10 protein-coding genes are annotated in these 15,693 nt (G+C 53.0%); 7 read left to right on the top strand and 3 right to left on the bottom strand.

Annotated elements, in window-relative coordinates; translation table 11 throughout:
• Nucleotides 1–99 precede the first annotated feature (99 nt).
• The 7 genes from cmoM (at nucleotide 100) to ACIPDS_RS00855 (ending at nucleotide 10,876) form a co-directional block, all read left to right on the top strand.
• Nucleotides 100–894, top strand: a complete 795-nt coding sequence (gene cmoM / locus ACIPDS_RS00825; protein ID WP_400731973.1) for a tRNA uridine 5-oxyacetic acid(34) methyltransferase CmoM — start codon at nucleotides 100–102, stop codon at nucleotides 892–894.
• The gene (gene mukF, locus ACIPDS_RS00830) at nucleotides 887–2,209 is read left to right on the top strand and encodes a chromosome partition protein MukF (protein ID WP_062777540.1); all 1,323 of its coding nucleotides are present in this window, start codon (nucleotides 887–889) and stop codon (nucleotides 2,207–2,209) included. The genes cmoM and mukF overlap by 8 nt, the downstream gene beginning before the upstream one ends.
• A complete protein-coding gene (mukE, locus tag ACIPDS_RS00835; RefSeq protein ID WP_400731975.1) occupies nucleotides 2,190–2,894 on the top strand; it encodes a chromosome partition protein MukE in 705 nt (234 codons plus the stop codon). The genes mukF and mukE overlap by 20 nt, the downstream gene beginning before the upstream one ends.
• The gene (mukB, locus tag ACIPDS_RS00840; protein WP_166514389.1) at nucleotides 2,894–7,342 is read left to right on the top strand and encodes a chromosome partition protein MukB; all 4,449 of its coding nucleotides are present in this window, start codon (nucleotides 2,894–2,896) and stop codon (nucleotides 7,340–7,342) included. The genes mukE and mukB overlap by 1 nt, the downstream gene beginning before the upstream one ends.
• 217 nt (nucleotides 7,343–7,559) lie before the next feature.
• Complete coding sequence (gene ldtD / locus ACIPDS_RS00845; RefSeq protein ID WP_400731977.1) at nucleotides 7,560–9,338, top strand: L,D-transpeptidase; 1,779 nt, start codon at nucleotides 7,560–7,562, stop codon at nucleotides 9,336–9,338.
• A gap of 184 nt (nucleotides 9,339–9,522) precedes the next feature.
• Entirely contained in the window at nucleotides 9,523–10,074 is a 552-nt protein-coding gene (locus tag ACIPDS_RS00850) for a YcbK family protein (protein ID WP_166514386.1), read from the top strand.
• Nucleotides 10,075–10,228: 154 nt separating this feature from the next.
• Nucleotides 10,229–10,876: an MBL fold metallo-hydrolase gene (locus ACIPDS_RS00855; RefSeq protein ID WP_400731980.1), complete on the top strand. Its 648-nt coding sequence runs from the start codon at nucleotides 10,229–10,231 to the stop codon at nucleotides 10,874–10,876.
• 158 nt (nucleotides 10,877–11,034) lie between these two features.
• Here the strand turns inward: ACIPDS_RS00855 and ACIPDS_RS00860 are convergent, their stop codons facing one another.
• The 3 genes from ACIPDS_RS00860 to asnS all read right to left on the bottom strand — a co-directional run bounded on the left by ACIPDS_RS00860 (nucleotide 11,035) and on the right by asnS (nucleotide 15,531).
• Nucleotides 11,035–12,225: an amino acid aminotransferase gene (locus ACIPDS_RS00860; RefSeq protein ID WP_166514384.1), complete on the bottom strand. Its 1,191-nt coding sequence runs from the start codon at nucleotides 12,223–12,225 to the stop codon at nucleotides 11,035–11,037.
• A gap of 184 nt (nucleotides 12,226–12,409) precedes the next feature.
• Complete coding sequence (locus ACIPDS_RS00865; protein WP_400731982.1) at nucleotides 12,410–13,522, bottom strand: porin; 1,113 nt, start codon at nucleotides 13,520–13,522, stop codon at nucleotides 12,410–12,412.
• Nucleotides 13,523–14,130: 608 nt separating this feature from the next.
• Entirely contained in the window at nucleotides 14,131–15,531 is a 1,401-nt protein-coding gene (gene asnS, locus ACIPDS_RS00870; RefSeq protein WP_166514383.1) for an asparagine--tRNA ligase, read from the bottom strand.
• Nucleotides 15,532–15,693: the final 162 nt, after the last annotated feature.

Below are 15,693 nucleotides of genomic sequence, written 5' to 3' on the forward strand. Positions count from 1 at the left end.
TCTGACCGTATGAATGCAGGGATATTACACCAGATAGCTTCATTCTCGCCGTGGGTGTGACAAAATAGACCCTTTGTGGCGGTGAAGTAGGAAAGTCCTGTGCAGGATCGCAATTTCGATGACATGGCAGACAAGTTTTCGCGCAATATTTATGGCACCACGAAAGGTCAGCTGCGCCAGGCTATTCTGTGGCAGGATCTGGATGCGCTATTGGCGACAATGGGCTCCCGGCCGCTGCGTGTCCTGGATGCGGGTGGTGGTGAAGGCCAGACGGCGATAAAAATGGCCCAGCGTGGTCATCATGTGACGTTATGCGATCTTTCCGCGGAAATGATCGCGCGCGCAAGTCAGGCGGCAGCCGAGAAAGGTGTGAGCGACAACATGCATTTCATACATTGCGCCGTCCAGGACGTTGACGAACATTTGGAAAGCCCGGTTGATCTGATATTGTTTCACGCGGTGCTGGAATGGGTGGCTGAGCCCCAGGCTGTCTTAAAGACGCTGTGGACGGTACTTCGTCCGGGCGGCGCATTGTCGTTGATGTTCTACAATGCAAACGGCCTGCTGATGCATAACATGGTGGTCGGCAACTTCGATTACGTGATGCTGGGCATGCCGAAAAAGAAAAGACGTACGCTGTCACCGAACTACCCGCGCGATCCGCAACAGGTCTATCGCTGGCTGGAAGAGAGTGGCTGGCAAATAAACGGGAAAACCGGCGTGCGAGTGTTTCATGACTATTTGCGCGATAAGCAGATGCAAAAGAACTGTTTTGACGCCCTGCTGGAGCTGGAAACACGCTATTGCCGCCAGGAGCCGTATATTAGCATGGGGCGCTATATTCATGTCACCGCGCGCAAGCCGCAGACAGAAACAAGGATAAACGATGAGTGAATTTTCCCAGACAGTCCCCGAACTGGTTGCCTGGGCCAGGAAAAATGATTTTGCCATCTCGCTACCCGTCGACAGGCTCTCATTTTTGCTGGCGGTAGCAACGCTCAACGGTGAGCGACTGGAAGGTGAAATGACGGAAGGCGAGCTGGTGGATGCGTTCCGTCACGTCAGTGATGCGTTTGAGCAAACCAGTGAGACCATCGGCACGCGCGCCAACAACGCGATTAACGACCTGGTGCGCCAACGTCTGCTGAACCGCTTTACCAGCGAAGTCACGGAAGGGAACTCAATCTATCGTCTGACGCCATTAGGGATTGGCATCACCGACTACTATATTCGTCAGCGCGAGTTCTCCACGCTGCGTCTGTCGATGCAGCTCTCCATTGTGGCAGGTGAACTCAAACGAGCGGCTGATTCGGCGGATGAAGGTGGCGATGAATTCCACTGGCACCGCAACGTTTACGCACCGCTCAAATACTCGGTAGCGGAAATTTTTGATAGCATCGATTTGACGCAGCGCATTATGGATGAGCAGCAGCAGTCGGTGAAAGACGATATTGCCCAGTTGCTCAATAAAGACTGGCGCGCAGCGATTTCCAGCTGTGAACTGCTGTTGTCCGAAACCTCCGGCACGCTGCGTGAATTGCAGGATACGCTGGATGCGGCGGGGGATAAACTGCAGGCGAACCTCCTGCGTATTCAGGACGCCACCTTAAGCCATAACGATTTGCACTTTGTTGACCGCCTGGTTTTCGATCTGCAAAGTAAGCTTGACCGCATTGTGAGCTGGGGCCAGCAGGCGATTGACCTGTGGATTGGCTATGACCGCCACGTGCATAAATTTATCCGTACCGCTATCGATATGGATAAAAACCGCGTTTTCGCTCAGCGTCTGCGTCAGTCAGTGCAGAATTACTTCGATGCGCCATGGGCGTTGACCTATGCCAGCGCCGACCGTTTGCTGGATATGCGTGATGAAGAGATGACGCTGCGCGACGAAGAGGTTACCGGGGAACTTCCGCCGGATCTGGAATATGAAGAATTTAACGAAATCCGCGAACAGCTTGCCGCGCTAATTGAAGAACAGTTAGCCATCTATAAAACCAAACAGCTGCCGCTGGACCTCGGTCTGGTGGTGAAAGAGTACCTGGCACAATATCCACGGGCGCGTCATTTCGACGTTGCGCGTGTGGTCGTAGACCAGGCGGTACGTTTGGGCGTAGCAAACGCAGATTTCACCGGACTGCCAGCAATCTGGCAGTCGATTAATGATTACGGAGCCAAGGTACAGGCGCATGTCATCGACAAATATTGAACAAGTGATGCCGGTTAAACTGGCACAGGCCCTGGCCAACCCTCTTTTTCCCGCGCTGGATAGCGCACTGCGTGCTGGCCGCCACATTGGTCTGGATGAGCTGGATAATCACGCCTTTTTAATGGATTTCCAGGAGTACCTGGAAGAGTTTTACGCCCGTTACAACGTGGAGCTGATTCGCGCGCCGGAAGGATTCTTCTACCTGCGCCCGCGTTCCACCACGCTGATTCCGCGCTCGGTGCTTTCTGAGCTGGATATGATGGTCGGCAAAATTCTTTGCTACCTCTATTTAAGCCCGGAGCGTCTGGCCAATGAAGGCATCTTCACCCAGCAAGAGCTGTACGATGAGCTGTTATCTCTGGCTGATGAAACCAAGCTGCTGAAGCTTGTTAACAACCGTTCTACCGGTTCTGACCTCGATCGTCAGAAACTGCAAGAGAAAGTCCGCTCCTCGCTCAACCGTCTGCGCCGTCTGGGAATGGTGTGGTTTATGGGCCATGACAGCAGCAAATTCCGCATCACCGAATCGGTCTTCCGCTTTGGCGCGGATGTGCGCTCGGGTGATGACGCGCGCGAAGCGCAGCTGCGCATGATCCGCGATGGTGAAGCGATGCCTATCGAAAACCATCTGTTGCTCAATGACGAGAACGACGAAAATCAGCCAGATAGCGGGGAGGAAGAATAATGATTGAGCGCGGTAAATTTCGATCGCTTACGCTGATTAACTGGAACGGGTTCTTTGCCCGTACCTTTGACCTGGATGAACTGGTCACGACGCTTTCAGGCGGTAACGGTGCGGGTAAATCGACGACCATGGCGGCTTTCGTCACGGCGCTAATTCCCGACTTAACGCTGCTGCACTTCCGTAACACCACGGAAGCAGGGGCAACCAGCGGTTCACGCGATAAAGGTCTGCACGGTAAGCTGAAGGCGGGGGTGTGTTACTCGGTGCTGGACGTGATGAACTCACGCAATCAGCGCGTAGTCGTCGGTGTACGTCTGCAACAGATCGCCGGACGCGATCGTAAAGTCGACATCAAACCGTTCGCCATTCAGGGCCTGCCAACGTCATATCAGCCGACTCAGCTCTTGACCGAAACGTTAAACGAACGCCAGGCGCGCGTCTTAACGTTGCAGGAGCTAAAAGATAAGCTCGACACCATTGAAGGCGTGCAGTTCAAGCAGTTCAACTCGATTACTGACTACCACTCTTTGATGTTCGATTTGGGGATCGTAGCGCGTCGTCTGCGTTCCGCCTCCGATCGTAGCAAATACTATCGTCTGATTGAGGCCTCGCTGTACGGCGGTATCTCCAGCGCGATCACCCGCTCGCTGCGTGATTACCTGCTGCCGGAAAACAGCGGCGTACGTAAAGCCTTCCAGGACATGGAAGCGGCGCTGCGCGAAAACCGTATGACGCTTGAGGCGATTCGCGTTACCCAGTCCGACCGCGATCTGTTCAAGCACCTGATCTCTGAAGCGACCGACTACGTTGCGGCAGACTATATGCGCCACGCCAATGAGCGTCGGGTGCATCTGGACAAAGTGCTGGAGTATCGACGTGACCTGTTCACTTCGCGCTCGCAGCTTGCCGCTGAGCAGTTTAAGCACGTAGAAATGGCGCGTGAACTGAACGAGCATAACGGTGCGGAAGGGGATCTGGAGGCCGATCACCAGGCTGCCAGCGATCATCTGAACCTGGTGCAGACAGCGCTGCGTCAGCAAGAAAAAATTGAACGCTACGAAGCGGATTTAGACGAGTTACAAATTCGTCTGGAAGAACAAAATGAAGTCGTGGCGGAAGCCGCTGAACAGCAGGAAGAAAATGAAGCTCGCGCCGAAGCCGCCGAGCTTGAAGTGGATGAACTGAAAAGCCAGCTGGCGGACTACCAGCAGGCGCTGGACGTGCAGCAAACGCGCGCCATTCAGTACACCCAGGCGTTGCAAGCCCTGCAACGCGCCAAAGAGCTTTGCCATCTGCCGGATTTAACCCCGGAAAGCGCCGATGAATGGCTGGAAACGTTCCAGGCGAAAGAACAGGAAGCGACCGAAAAACTGCTGACGCTTGAGCAGAAAATGAGCGTGTCGCAAACCGCTCACAGCCAGTTTGAACAGGCGTTCAAACTGGTGGAAGCCATCAATGGCCCGCTGGCGCGTAACGAAGCCTGGGACATCGCCCGTGAACTGCTGCGCGACGGCGTCAACCAGCGCCATCTGGCGGAACAGGCGCAACCGCTGCGCAGCCGTTTGAATGAGCTGGAACAGCGTCTGCGTGAACAGCAGGAAGCTGAACGCCTGTTGGCAGATTTCTGTAAGCGTCAGGGCAAACAGTACGATATTGACGACCTGGAAGCGCTGCATCACGAGCTTGAAGCACGAATCGCGGCGCTAAGCGACTGTGTTACCGACGCCCGCGAACAGCGCATGGCGCTGCGTCAGGAACAAGAACAGCTGCAATCGCGTATCTCAGCGCTGATGCACCGCGCACCGGTCTGGCTTGCTGCGCAAAACAGTTTGAGCCAGCTTTGCGAACAGAGCGGCGAGCAGTTTGAGTCAAGCCAGGACGTTACCGAATACCTGCAACAGCTGCTGGAGCGTGAACGCGAAGCTATCGTTGAGCGTGATGAAGTCGGCGCGCGCAAACGTGCCGTTGACGACGAAATTGAACGTTTAAGCCAGCCGGGCGGTTCTGAAGATCAGCGTCTTAACGCGCTGGCGGAACGTTTTGGCGGCGTGCTGCTGTCAGAAATTTATGACGACGTTAGCCTTGAAGACGCGCCGTACTTCTCCGCGCTATATGGCCCGTCGCGTCACGCGATCGTCGTACCGGATCTCTCGCAGATTGCCGAGTATCTGGAAGGTCTGGAAGATTGCCCGGAAGACCTCTATCTGATTGAAGGGGATCCGCAGTCCTTCGATGACAGCGTATTTAGCGTCGATGAACTGGAAAAAGCGGTGGTGGTGAAAATTGCCGACCGTCAGTGGCGTTATTCTCGCTTCCCGTCGGTGCCGCTGTTTGGCCGCGCAGCGCGTGAAAGTCGTATTGAAAGCCTGCACGCCGAGCGTGAAGGCCTTTCCGAACGTTTCGCTACGCTGTCATTTGACGTGCAGAAAACCCAGCGTCTGCACCAGGCATTCAGCCGCTTTATTGGTAGCCATCTGTCGGTCGCCTTTGATGACGATCCAGAAGCAGAAATTCGCAAGCTGAACACCCGTCGCACCGAGCTTGAGCGTGCGCTCAGTAGCCATGAAAGCGACAACCAGCAGCAACAGGCGCAGTTTGAACAGGCGAAAGAGGGCGTAGCCCAACTGAACCGTCTGCTGCCACGCCTGAGCCTGCTGGCGGATGAAACGCTGGCCGATCGTGTTGATGAAATTCAGGAACGTCTGGATGAAGCTCAGGAAGCCGCGCGCTTTATCCAGCAGTATGGTAATCAGCTGGCGAAGCTTGAACCTATCGTCTCGGTTCTGCAAAGCGATCCTGAGCAGTTTGAGCAGTTGAAAGAAGATTTCGCCTGGTCGCAACAGGTACAACGAGAAGCGCGTCAGCAGGCCTTTGCCCTGACGGAAGTGGTGCAGCGTCGCGCTCACTTTGGCTACTCTGACTCTGCCGATATGCTTTCAGGCAACAGCGATCTGAACGAGAAGCTGCGTCAGCGTCTGGCACAAGCGGAAGCCGAACGTAGCCGTGCTCGTGACGCCATGCGTACTCATGCAGCCCAGGTCAGCCAATACAGCCAGGTGCTGGCCTCACTGAAAAGCTCTTACGACACCAAAAAAGAGCTGCTCAACGATCTGCATAAAGAGCTCAAAGATATTGGCGTTCGCGCCGATGCGGGTGCTGAAGAACGTGCGCGTACCCGTCGTGACGAACTGCATGCGCAGTTGAGCAATAACCGCGCGCGTCGTAACCAGCTGGAAAAAGCGCTGACCTTCTGCGAAGCGGAGATGGATAACCTGACCCGTAAACTTCGCAAACTTGAACGTGATTATCTGGAAATGCGTGAACAGGTCGTGAGCGCCAAAGCCGGATGGTGTGCGGTCATGCGTCTGGTGAAAGATAACAACGTCGAACGCCGTCTGCACCGTCGTGAACTGGCTTATCTCAGCGCCGACGATCTGCGTTCTATGTCGGATAAAGCGTTAGGGGCATTGCGCCTGGCAGTCGCGGACAACGAGCATCTGCGCGATGTTCTGCGTATGTCGGAAGATCCGAAACGTCCAGAACGTAAAATTCAGTTCTTTGTCGCGGTTTATCAGCATCTGCGCGAACGTATCCGTCAGGATATTATTCGCACCGACGATCCGGTTGAAGCTATCGAGCAGATGGAAATTGAACTGAGCCGTCTGACCGAAGAGCTGACTAGCCGCGAGCAGAAGCTGGCGATAAGTTCCCGCAGCGTCGCGAATATCATTCGCAAAACGATTCAGCGTGAACAGAACCGTATTCGCCAGCTGAACCAGGGCTTGCAGAGCGTCTCCTTCGGCCAGGTGAACAGCGTACGTCTGAACGTCAACGTGCGGGAAACTCACTCTATGCTGCTGACCGTGCTCTCTGAACAGCATGAACAGCATCAGGATCTGTTTAACAGCAATCGCCTGACCTTCTCGGAAGCGCTGGCGAAGCTGTATCAGCGCCTGAATCCGCAGATTGATATGGGACAGCGTACGCCGCAGACTATTGGTGAAGAACTGCTTGATTACCGCAGCTATCTGGAAATGGAAGTTGAGGTTAACCGCGGATCTGACGGCTGGCTGCGCGCTGAATCCGGTGCGTTGTCAACCGGTGAAGCTATCGGTACCGGGATGTCGATTCTGGTGATGGTGGTACAAAGCTGGGAAGATGAAGCGCGTCGCTTGCGCGGCAAAGACCTGTCGCCATGCCGCTTGCTGTTCCTGGATGAAGCCGCCCGTCTGGATGCCCGTTCCATTGCCACGCTGTTCGAACTGTGCGACCGTCTGGACATGCAGTTAATTATCGCGGCGCCGGAAAACATCAGCCCGGAGAAAGGGACAACCTACAAACTGGTGCGTAAAGTGGTCAATAACCATGAACACGTGCACGTCGTGGGTCTGCGCGGTTTTGCCGCCCAGCTCCCGGAAACTCTGCCCGGAACGGCAGACGCTTCGTAGCACTCATCCCGGTGTAGTAGGGCGCGTCCGGCAGGATAAGTCCTAAAAAGAACTCAAGGCGACAGCAATGTCGCCTTTTTTGTTATCCGCTTTTAGGCCATATCACGTTATTATCTTTAGACTTCTTTACATTTCGTCGGGCAAAAATATTTTTGTCTTTATATACTGAAGATAAGCCCATGTTACGGGTCTTCGTATATTTAACAGGGGGCAAGGGATGTTGCTGAAAAATGAAAATCGTCGTCGATTGTCGGCCGTGAGTTTGTGCCTGGCAATGGCGTTTGCTCCACTGTGTACCGCGTTTGCGGATGAGCCTGAGCTGGTTCCTTCTGATAGCAGCGCATTGCCTGCCGAAGTCTCGCCAGCCCTCGAGCAACCGGGCACGCAATCTTCTGCAATGGCTAATCTGGAAGGCAGTCAACCCTTACCTGATGGCGCGGCGGCGAAAAGCCGCGCGGAGATCCAGGCCCTCCTGCCTGTAGGGTATAAACCCGTCTACATGAACCCTCTGGTAACGTTGTACGCTGCCAGAGAGATGAAACCGATGTGGGATAACCACGAGGCGGTTCACGCCTTCCAGCAGCAGCTGGCCGAGGTGGCCATCGCCGGTTTCCAGCCGCAGTTTACGCAGTGGGTTGAACTGCTCACCGACCCGGGCGTCACCGGTATGGCCCGCGATGTGGTGCTGTCGGATGCGCTAATGGGCTATCTCCACTTCATTAGCGGTATTCCGGTACAGGGCAACCGCTGGTTATACAGCAGCAAGCCGTACACGCTGGGCACGCCACCGCTGTCGGTGATTAACCAGTGGCAACTCGCGCTGGATAACGGTGGCCTGACACAATTTATTAGCGCTTTAGCGCCGCAGCACCCGCAGTACGTTGCCATGCATCAAGCGCTGCTGGCGCTGACCGGCGATTCGCGACCGTGGCCTAAGCTGACCGGCAAAACCTCATTACGTCCGGGGCAGTGGAGTAATGATGTGCCAGCGCTGCGCGAAATTTTACAGCGTAACGGTGTGCTGGATAATGGCCCTGCGATTGCGCTGCCGGGCGACAATATCGGTCAGGCTAAAAGCAACGCCAAAAGCGAGGTCTACGATCGCACGCTGGTGGAAGCGGTTAAGCGTTTCCAGACGTCGCAAGGGCTAGGCGGGGATGGGGTTATTGGCCCGTCTACCCGAGACTGGCTCAACGTCTCTTCCGCCGAGCGCGCGGGGGTTCTGGCGCTGAATATTCAGCGTCTGCGACTGCTGCCTGGCAAAGTCTCTACCGGCATCATGGTGAATATTCCGGCCTACTCGCTGGTTTATTATCTCAATGGTAATGAAGCGCTGGCATCGCGAGTGATTGTGGGTCGTCCCGATCGTAAAACGCCGATGATGAGTAGCGCGCTGAATAACGTGGTGGTGAATCCGCCGTGGAACGTGCCACCAACGCTTGCGCGTAACGATATCCTGCCGAAGCTGCGTAATGACCCGGGCTACCTTGAACGCCATAACTACACGTTGATGCGCGGCTGGAACAGTAAAGAGGCCATCGATCCATGGCAGGTTGACTGGTCTACGATCACGGCATCGAATTTACCTTTCCGTTTCCAGCAATCGCCGGGCGCTCATAACTCCTTAGGGCGTTATAAGTTTAATATGCCGAGTTCGGATGCGATTTATCTGCACGATACGCCGAACCATAATCTGTTCCAGAAAGATGCGCGAGCGTTAAGTTCCGGCTGTGTGCGGGTAAATAAAGCCTCGGATTTGGCAAATATGCTGTTACAGGATGCTGGCTGGAATGACGCACGCATTTCTGCGGCGCTGAAAGAAGGCAATACGCGCTATGTGAATATCCGGCAGAATATTCCGGTTAATCTCTATTATTTGACCGCATTCATTGGCGCTGATGGACAGACACAATATCGCACAGATATTTACAATTATGATGCCACTGCGCGATCCGGTGCACAGATTTTGCCAAAAGCGGAACAATTGATCAGATAAATGAAGTAGTTCAGGTAATGTAGTGGTCGAATAAAACGCGAAGATGCCAGCCTCGAACGTCCAGGGCTGGCAGATCTGCGCTGCAGGCCGCCTTGACGCTGGCTTTGATGCCCGGTAAGGTGCTTAACGTGCGCCAGAAGTGCATATATTCCGACCACATTTACTGACTGTAGACCTGATTATCATGGACAAATTTGACGCTAATCGCCGCAAACTGCTGGCGTTAGGTGGTGTTGCGCTGGGCGCAGCGGCCATCTTACCGACACCTGCGTTTGCTACCCTCTCGACCCCACGCCCGCGTATTTTAACGCTGAGCAATCTGCACACCGGTGAGTTGATAAAAGCCGAGTTTTTTGACGGCCGAGGCTATATTCAGGATGAATTAGCAAAACTGAACCATTTTTTCCGTGACTATCGCGCGAATAAAATAAAGAGCATCGATCCTTCTTTGTTTGATCAGCTCTATCGCCTTCAGGGATTATTAGGCACCAATAAACCGGTACAATTGATTTCTGGATATCGCTCGCTTGATACCAATAATGAGCTGCGTGCGCACAGCCGTGGTGTAGCTAAGAAAAGCTACCACACGAAAGGGCAGGCAATGGATTTCCATATTGAAGGTGTTGCTTTAAGCAATATTCGCAAAGCTGCATTAGCAATGGGAGCGGGTGGAGTAGGATATTATCCACGCAGCAACTTTGTGCATATTGATACCGGGCCAGTACGGCACTGGTAATGTCATACTCACCGTTTAACATCATTGATGAGTCTCGGCGGTGACAAGTATATACTCTATGGATTTCGAGCTGTAGAAAGGCGGCAAGAAAGTGAATCCCGATTTTCAATTATTCGGGTGAACCAAGCAGCCAACGAGTATAAACAGGAGCAACATGAATTATCGCATTATTCCGGTTACCGCTTTCGCGCAAAACTGTTCGTTGATCTGGTGTGAGCAAACTAAACTGGCGGCGCTGGTCGACCCGGGCGGTGATGCCGAAACCATCAAACAGCAGGTAGCAGATGCTGGCGTGACGTTACAGCAAATTTTGCTGACCCATGGTCATCTTGATCATGTGGGAGCGTCGGCAGAACTGGCGCAGCACTATGGTGTGCCTATTATTGGGCCGGATAAAGAAGATGAATTCTGGTTGCAGGGATTGCCTGCACAAAGCCGGATGTTTGGTCTGGATGAGTGCGAGCCGCTGGTGCCGGATCGTTGGCTGAGCGAAGGCGACACGGTGAGCGTCGGTAACGTTAAGCTACAGGTGCTTCACTGTCCTGGGCATACGCCGGGGCACGTGGTGTTCTTTGACGAGGCGGCGCGTTTACTGATTTCTGGTGACGTGTTGTTTAAAGGCGGCGTAGGGCGCAGTGATTTCCCGCGCGGCGACCATGCGCAGCTGATTGATGCTATCAAACATAAACTATTGCCGCTGGGTGATGATGTGAAATTTCTCCCGGGACACGGGCCGATGTCGACGCTCGGTTTCGAGCGTTTGAATAACCCGTTTTTGCAGGATGAATTACCCGTCTGGTAAAAATACAAAAGGCCGCGAAAGCGGCCTTTTTACTTTTATGCTCAAGTCACCCGGCAAGCGCAGCGCTACCAGAGCACTCCCGGAGTCGGTGCTATCGCACCTCGTCCGGGCTACCGAAATGTAGGCCTGAAAGCTGAGCGCCATCAGACATTACGGTGTTACAGCACAGCGACGATAGCTTCGCACAGCGGCGCCATGTTGTCCGGCGTCATGCCAGCAACGTTAATACGCCCGGATGCGACCGCATACACGCCAAACTCTTCACGCAGACGCAGCACCTGCTCTTTAGTCAGACCGCTGAACGAGAACATTCCGTTCTGTTTGGTGATGAAGCTAAAGTCACGGCCCGCACCTTTCTCCTGCAACGTATTCACAAACAGCAGACGCATACGCTGAATGCGCTGGCGCATATCGGTCAGCTCTTGCTCCCAGATTGCGCGCAGAGCGTCGTTGCTAAGAATAGTCGCCACAACCGAAGCACCGTGTGCCGGTGGGTTCGAGTAGTTGGCGCGGATAACGGCTTTCATCTGGCTGAAAGCACGATCGGCATTTTCGGCATCGGCAGCGACCAGGGTGCAGGCACCGACGCGTTCATTATAAAGGCCAAAGTTCTTCGAGTAGGAGCTGGCGACAATCAGCTCTTTGTGCACGGCGGCAAACGCGCGCAGGCCTTCAGCGTCTTCTTCCAGCCCACGGGCAAATCCCTGGTAGGCGAAGTCAAACAGCGGCAGCCAACCTTTCTCAATCGACAGGGCAGCCAGCTGTTGCCACTGCTCAAGCGTTGGATCAATACCGGTTGGGTTATGACAGCAACCGTGGAACAGAACCACGTCGCCCGCTACGGCTTCATTCAGACTTGCCAGCAGAGCGTCGAAATCGAGCGCGTGTTTCTCAGCGCTGTAATAGTTGTACTCACGCACTTCAAGACCGGCTGCGCCAAACACGCTTTTATGGTTAGGCCAGCTTGGATTGCTCACCCAGATACGTTTTACGTCGGTGTTTTTAGCGAGAAAATCCGCCGCGACGCGCAGTGCGCCAGTGCCACCAGGGGTTTGTGCGGTACGCGCGCGTTTATCGTTGACGATAGCGCTGCCTTTACCAAACAGCAGTTCCTGCGTGCAGCGACCAAATTCAGGAATACCATCAATACCGAGGTAGTTTTTGGTGGTTTCATTTTCCAGTAGATACTGTTCAGCTTTCTTTACACTGGTCAGAACCGGCGTCTTACCGGTTTCATCTTTATACACACCAATCCCGAGATTGATTTTGCTCGGGCGTTCGTCGGCGCGAAACAGATCGGCCAGGCCAAGAATAGGGTCGGCAGGGGCGGCGGTAATGTTCTCAAACATGACGAGGTTCCATTTTTAAGTTCGGGGGAGATCCGCTATCAGGTTAACGGTAGATTTACAAAATGCCAACCATTAGAGATGAAAAGCGCGATGGTTTTCAAAAGTTACGATCTTCATCTTAGGAACGTAAAAAAGCAGGACCGAAGTCCTGCTTTTTAGGCATATAGCAGCGAGGGTCTGCTGATTAGAACTGGTAAGTTGCCATCAGAGCCATCATGTCATCGTTGCCGTTGATGCCGCCCACTTCACGGGTGTAGGTGTCATCTTTGTCCAGCAGGTTGATGTAGTAGTCAGCTGCGATGTTGAAGTTTTTGTTGAAGTAGTAAGTTGCGCCAACCTGGATGAATTTCGCCAGGTCCGCATCGCCGCCTGCGAAGGCACCAGATGCTGGCAGATCCTTACCTTTGGTCTGCACGTAAGAGATAGCTGGGCGCAGGCCGAAGTCGAACTGATACTGAGCAACCAATTCTAAGTTCTGAGTTTTCTTAGCGAAACCAGCGTCACCGTCGCTACCGGTACGGGTGGTGTTACGGGTTTCAGCATAGGTGGCTGCCAGGTAGATGTTGTTTGCGTCGTACTTACCGCCAACACCCCAGACTTCCGCTTTGTTACCCTGGTTGTCCGCTTTCTGATTCACGGTACGGTTAGAGTTGCTGTAGGTGGCAATCACACCGAAGCCTTCAGCAAAGTCGTAACCCAGAGAGTAACCAACGCCATCACCGTTAGAGGTATAAACGTTATCACCGTTACCACGATCGTTCTTCGCCTGGTACTGGACGCCCATGTTCAGGCCGTCAACCAGACCGAAGAAGTCGCTGTTACGGTAAGTTAACAGACCGGTGCTACGGCTGGTCATGAAGTTATCAACGTAGTTACCGCCCCAGGTCATGCCTGAGAAGGATGGCGCCATATCGGTGTAAGACGCGACGTCGTAAGCAATACCGTAGTTACGACCGTAGCTGATGCTACCTGCATCACCGGCTTTCAGACCCGCAAAGGCCAGACGGTTTTTGTTAGTCGCAGCGGTGCCTTCCGGGCCGTTTGCCATGAAGCGATATTCCCACTGACCAAAACCAACCAGCTGGTCATTGATCTGAGTCTCACCTTTGAAACCGAGCTGTGCATAGGTGCTGTCGGAGTTCTTGGTGTCGCCACTGGTGACGAAATCACGCTCGGCATTGACTTTACCGTACAGGTCCAGCTTGTTGCCATCTTTGTTGTAGATCTCGGCCGCGTTCGCTGCACCCGCTACCAGCAGAGCAGGGATAACCACTGCCAGGATATTACGCTTCATCATTATTTATTACCCTCATTAGGTTTTTTTTATAGACACTCTCGACTTTCGACAATTACTTCCGTCAATAAATATTTACGGAACTATTGATGAGAGTTTGGTGTCTTTATGTGTCTGAGAGGCATCTTTCCATTCAAAACATTCTTTCGCTAGCCTGAAAATGCTACAAACCTCAAGAATTAGTAAGCAAAAGAAATAATGTGTAAGAATTTATTAATTTTAAGGAACTTTGTGAACTAACTCAAAATTCTGATGTGTACGCGGAATATTTGAGCGGCTCTTTATCTATCAATATGAATTTCTTATCTTTTATTCGCATAATGCTTTTTCTTATCGCACTGGGCGGAGGAGTTAAGTTTTACATATGACATTTTTTAGCCGTCTGGATTGCCGTTCAATCGGTTGAAAAATATGCTAAGGCGTAAGTGAATTCTGAGATGCAACCTACGAAAGGTTGTTTTTTGTACAGAAATGTGGCGATGAAATAGTCTGTAACACAGCAGGGAGGGTAAGGGGTTGATGCTTAAGTTTGTTAAACTTAATAAAGATTTCTTTACATAGTGGATTAAAAAAAGGCCAGCACGATGGCTGGCCTTGACAACATAACTAAATCAGAAAGCTGCGTTACGCGGCGTTCTTGGGAACGCAATCACGTCACGAACGTTTTGTACGCCAGTGACATAAGCGATCAGACGTTCGAAGCCCAAACCGAAACCAGAGTGTGGCACGGTGCCGTAGCGGCGCAGGTCGCGATACCACCAGTAGTCTTCTTTGTTGAGACCCATTTCAGCCATACGCGCATCCAGTACGTCCAGACGCTCTTCACGCTGAGAACCACCGATGATTTCGCCAATGCCCGGTGCCAGAACGTCCATTGCGGCAACGGTTTTACCGTCATCGTTCAGACGCATATAGAAAGCTTTGATCTCTTTCGGGTAGTTTTTGACGACGACCGGCGCTTTGAAGTGTTCTTCTGCCAGGTAGCGTTCGTGTTCGGAAGAGAGGTCAACGCCCCAATACACTGGGTTTTCGAAGGTCTTGCCGCAGTTTTCCAGAATGGTCACCGCGTCGGTGTAGTCAACCTGGGCAAAATCAGCGGTAACGAAACGTTCCAGACGGTCAATCGCGTCTTTATCGACACGTTCTGCGAAGAATTTCATGTCGTCAGCGCGTTCGGTCAGAACGGCTTTAAAGACATACTTCAACATGGCTTCCGCCAGTTTGGCGTTATCTTCCAGATCGGCAAATGCGACTTCCGGCTCCAGCATCCAGAATTCAGCCAGGTGACGGCTGGTATTGGAGTTTTCAGCGCGGAAGGTTGGGCCGAAGGTATAGATTTTGGACAGTGCGCAGGCATAGGTCTCGCCGTTCAACTGGCCGGATACGGTCAGGAAGGCTTCTTTACCGAAGAAGTCTTTGTCGTAATCCACTTTACCCTGATCGTTACGCGGCAGGTTTTCCATGTCCAGCGTGGAAACGCGGAACATTTCACCCGCACCTTCAGTATCTGAAGCCGTAATCAGAGGGGTAGAAACCCAGAAGAAGCCCTGTTCGTCGAAGAAACGATGCAGCGCCTGTGCCAGCGTATGACGCACGCGGGCAACCGCACCAATCAGGTTGGTACGCGGACGCATGTGGGCAACTTCACGCAGATACTCAATACTGTGGCGTTTTGCCGCCATCGGATAGGTATCTGGATCTTCGACCCAGCCGGTCACTTCAACGTGGGTGGCCTGAATTTCAAAACTCTGACCTTCACCTTTAGAGGCGACAATCTTACCGGTGACAATAACGGAACAGCCAGTGGTCAGACGCAGCACTTCCTGATTGTAATTGGGCAGAGAATTATTAATAACGGCCTGTACAGGATCAAAGCAGGAACCGTCATAGACGGCCAGGAAGGAAAAGCCAGCTTTTGAATCTCGGCGGGTACGTACCCAGCCGCGCACGGTGACTTCGCTGTCAACGGCTACGCGGCCCTGGAGTACGTCGGCTACAGGCACAACGCTCATAATAGTCTCTCTATTCGTAGTCCAATAAAAAAATCGTTTACCCCAACACTACGGGGGGATATCTATGTTACCTGTCATCTTCCATCAGACAAGCAGAATTCGCACAGGGAAGGGATGTTTTCGGAAATAAATAAAGAAGAAGGGAGCCTGACGGCTCCCTTT

The sequence above is a fragment of the Kluyvera sp. NPDC087067 genome (genome assembly GCF_044745165.1).
GTDB lineage: Bacteria > Pseudomonadota > Gammaproteobacteria > Enterobacterales > Enterobacteriaceae > Kluyvera.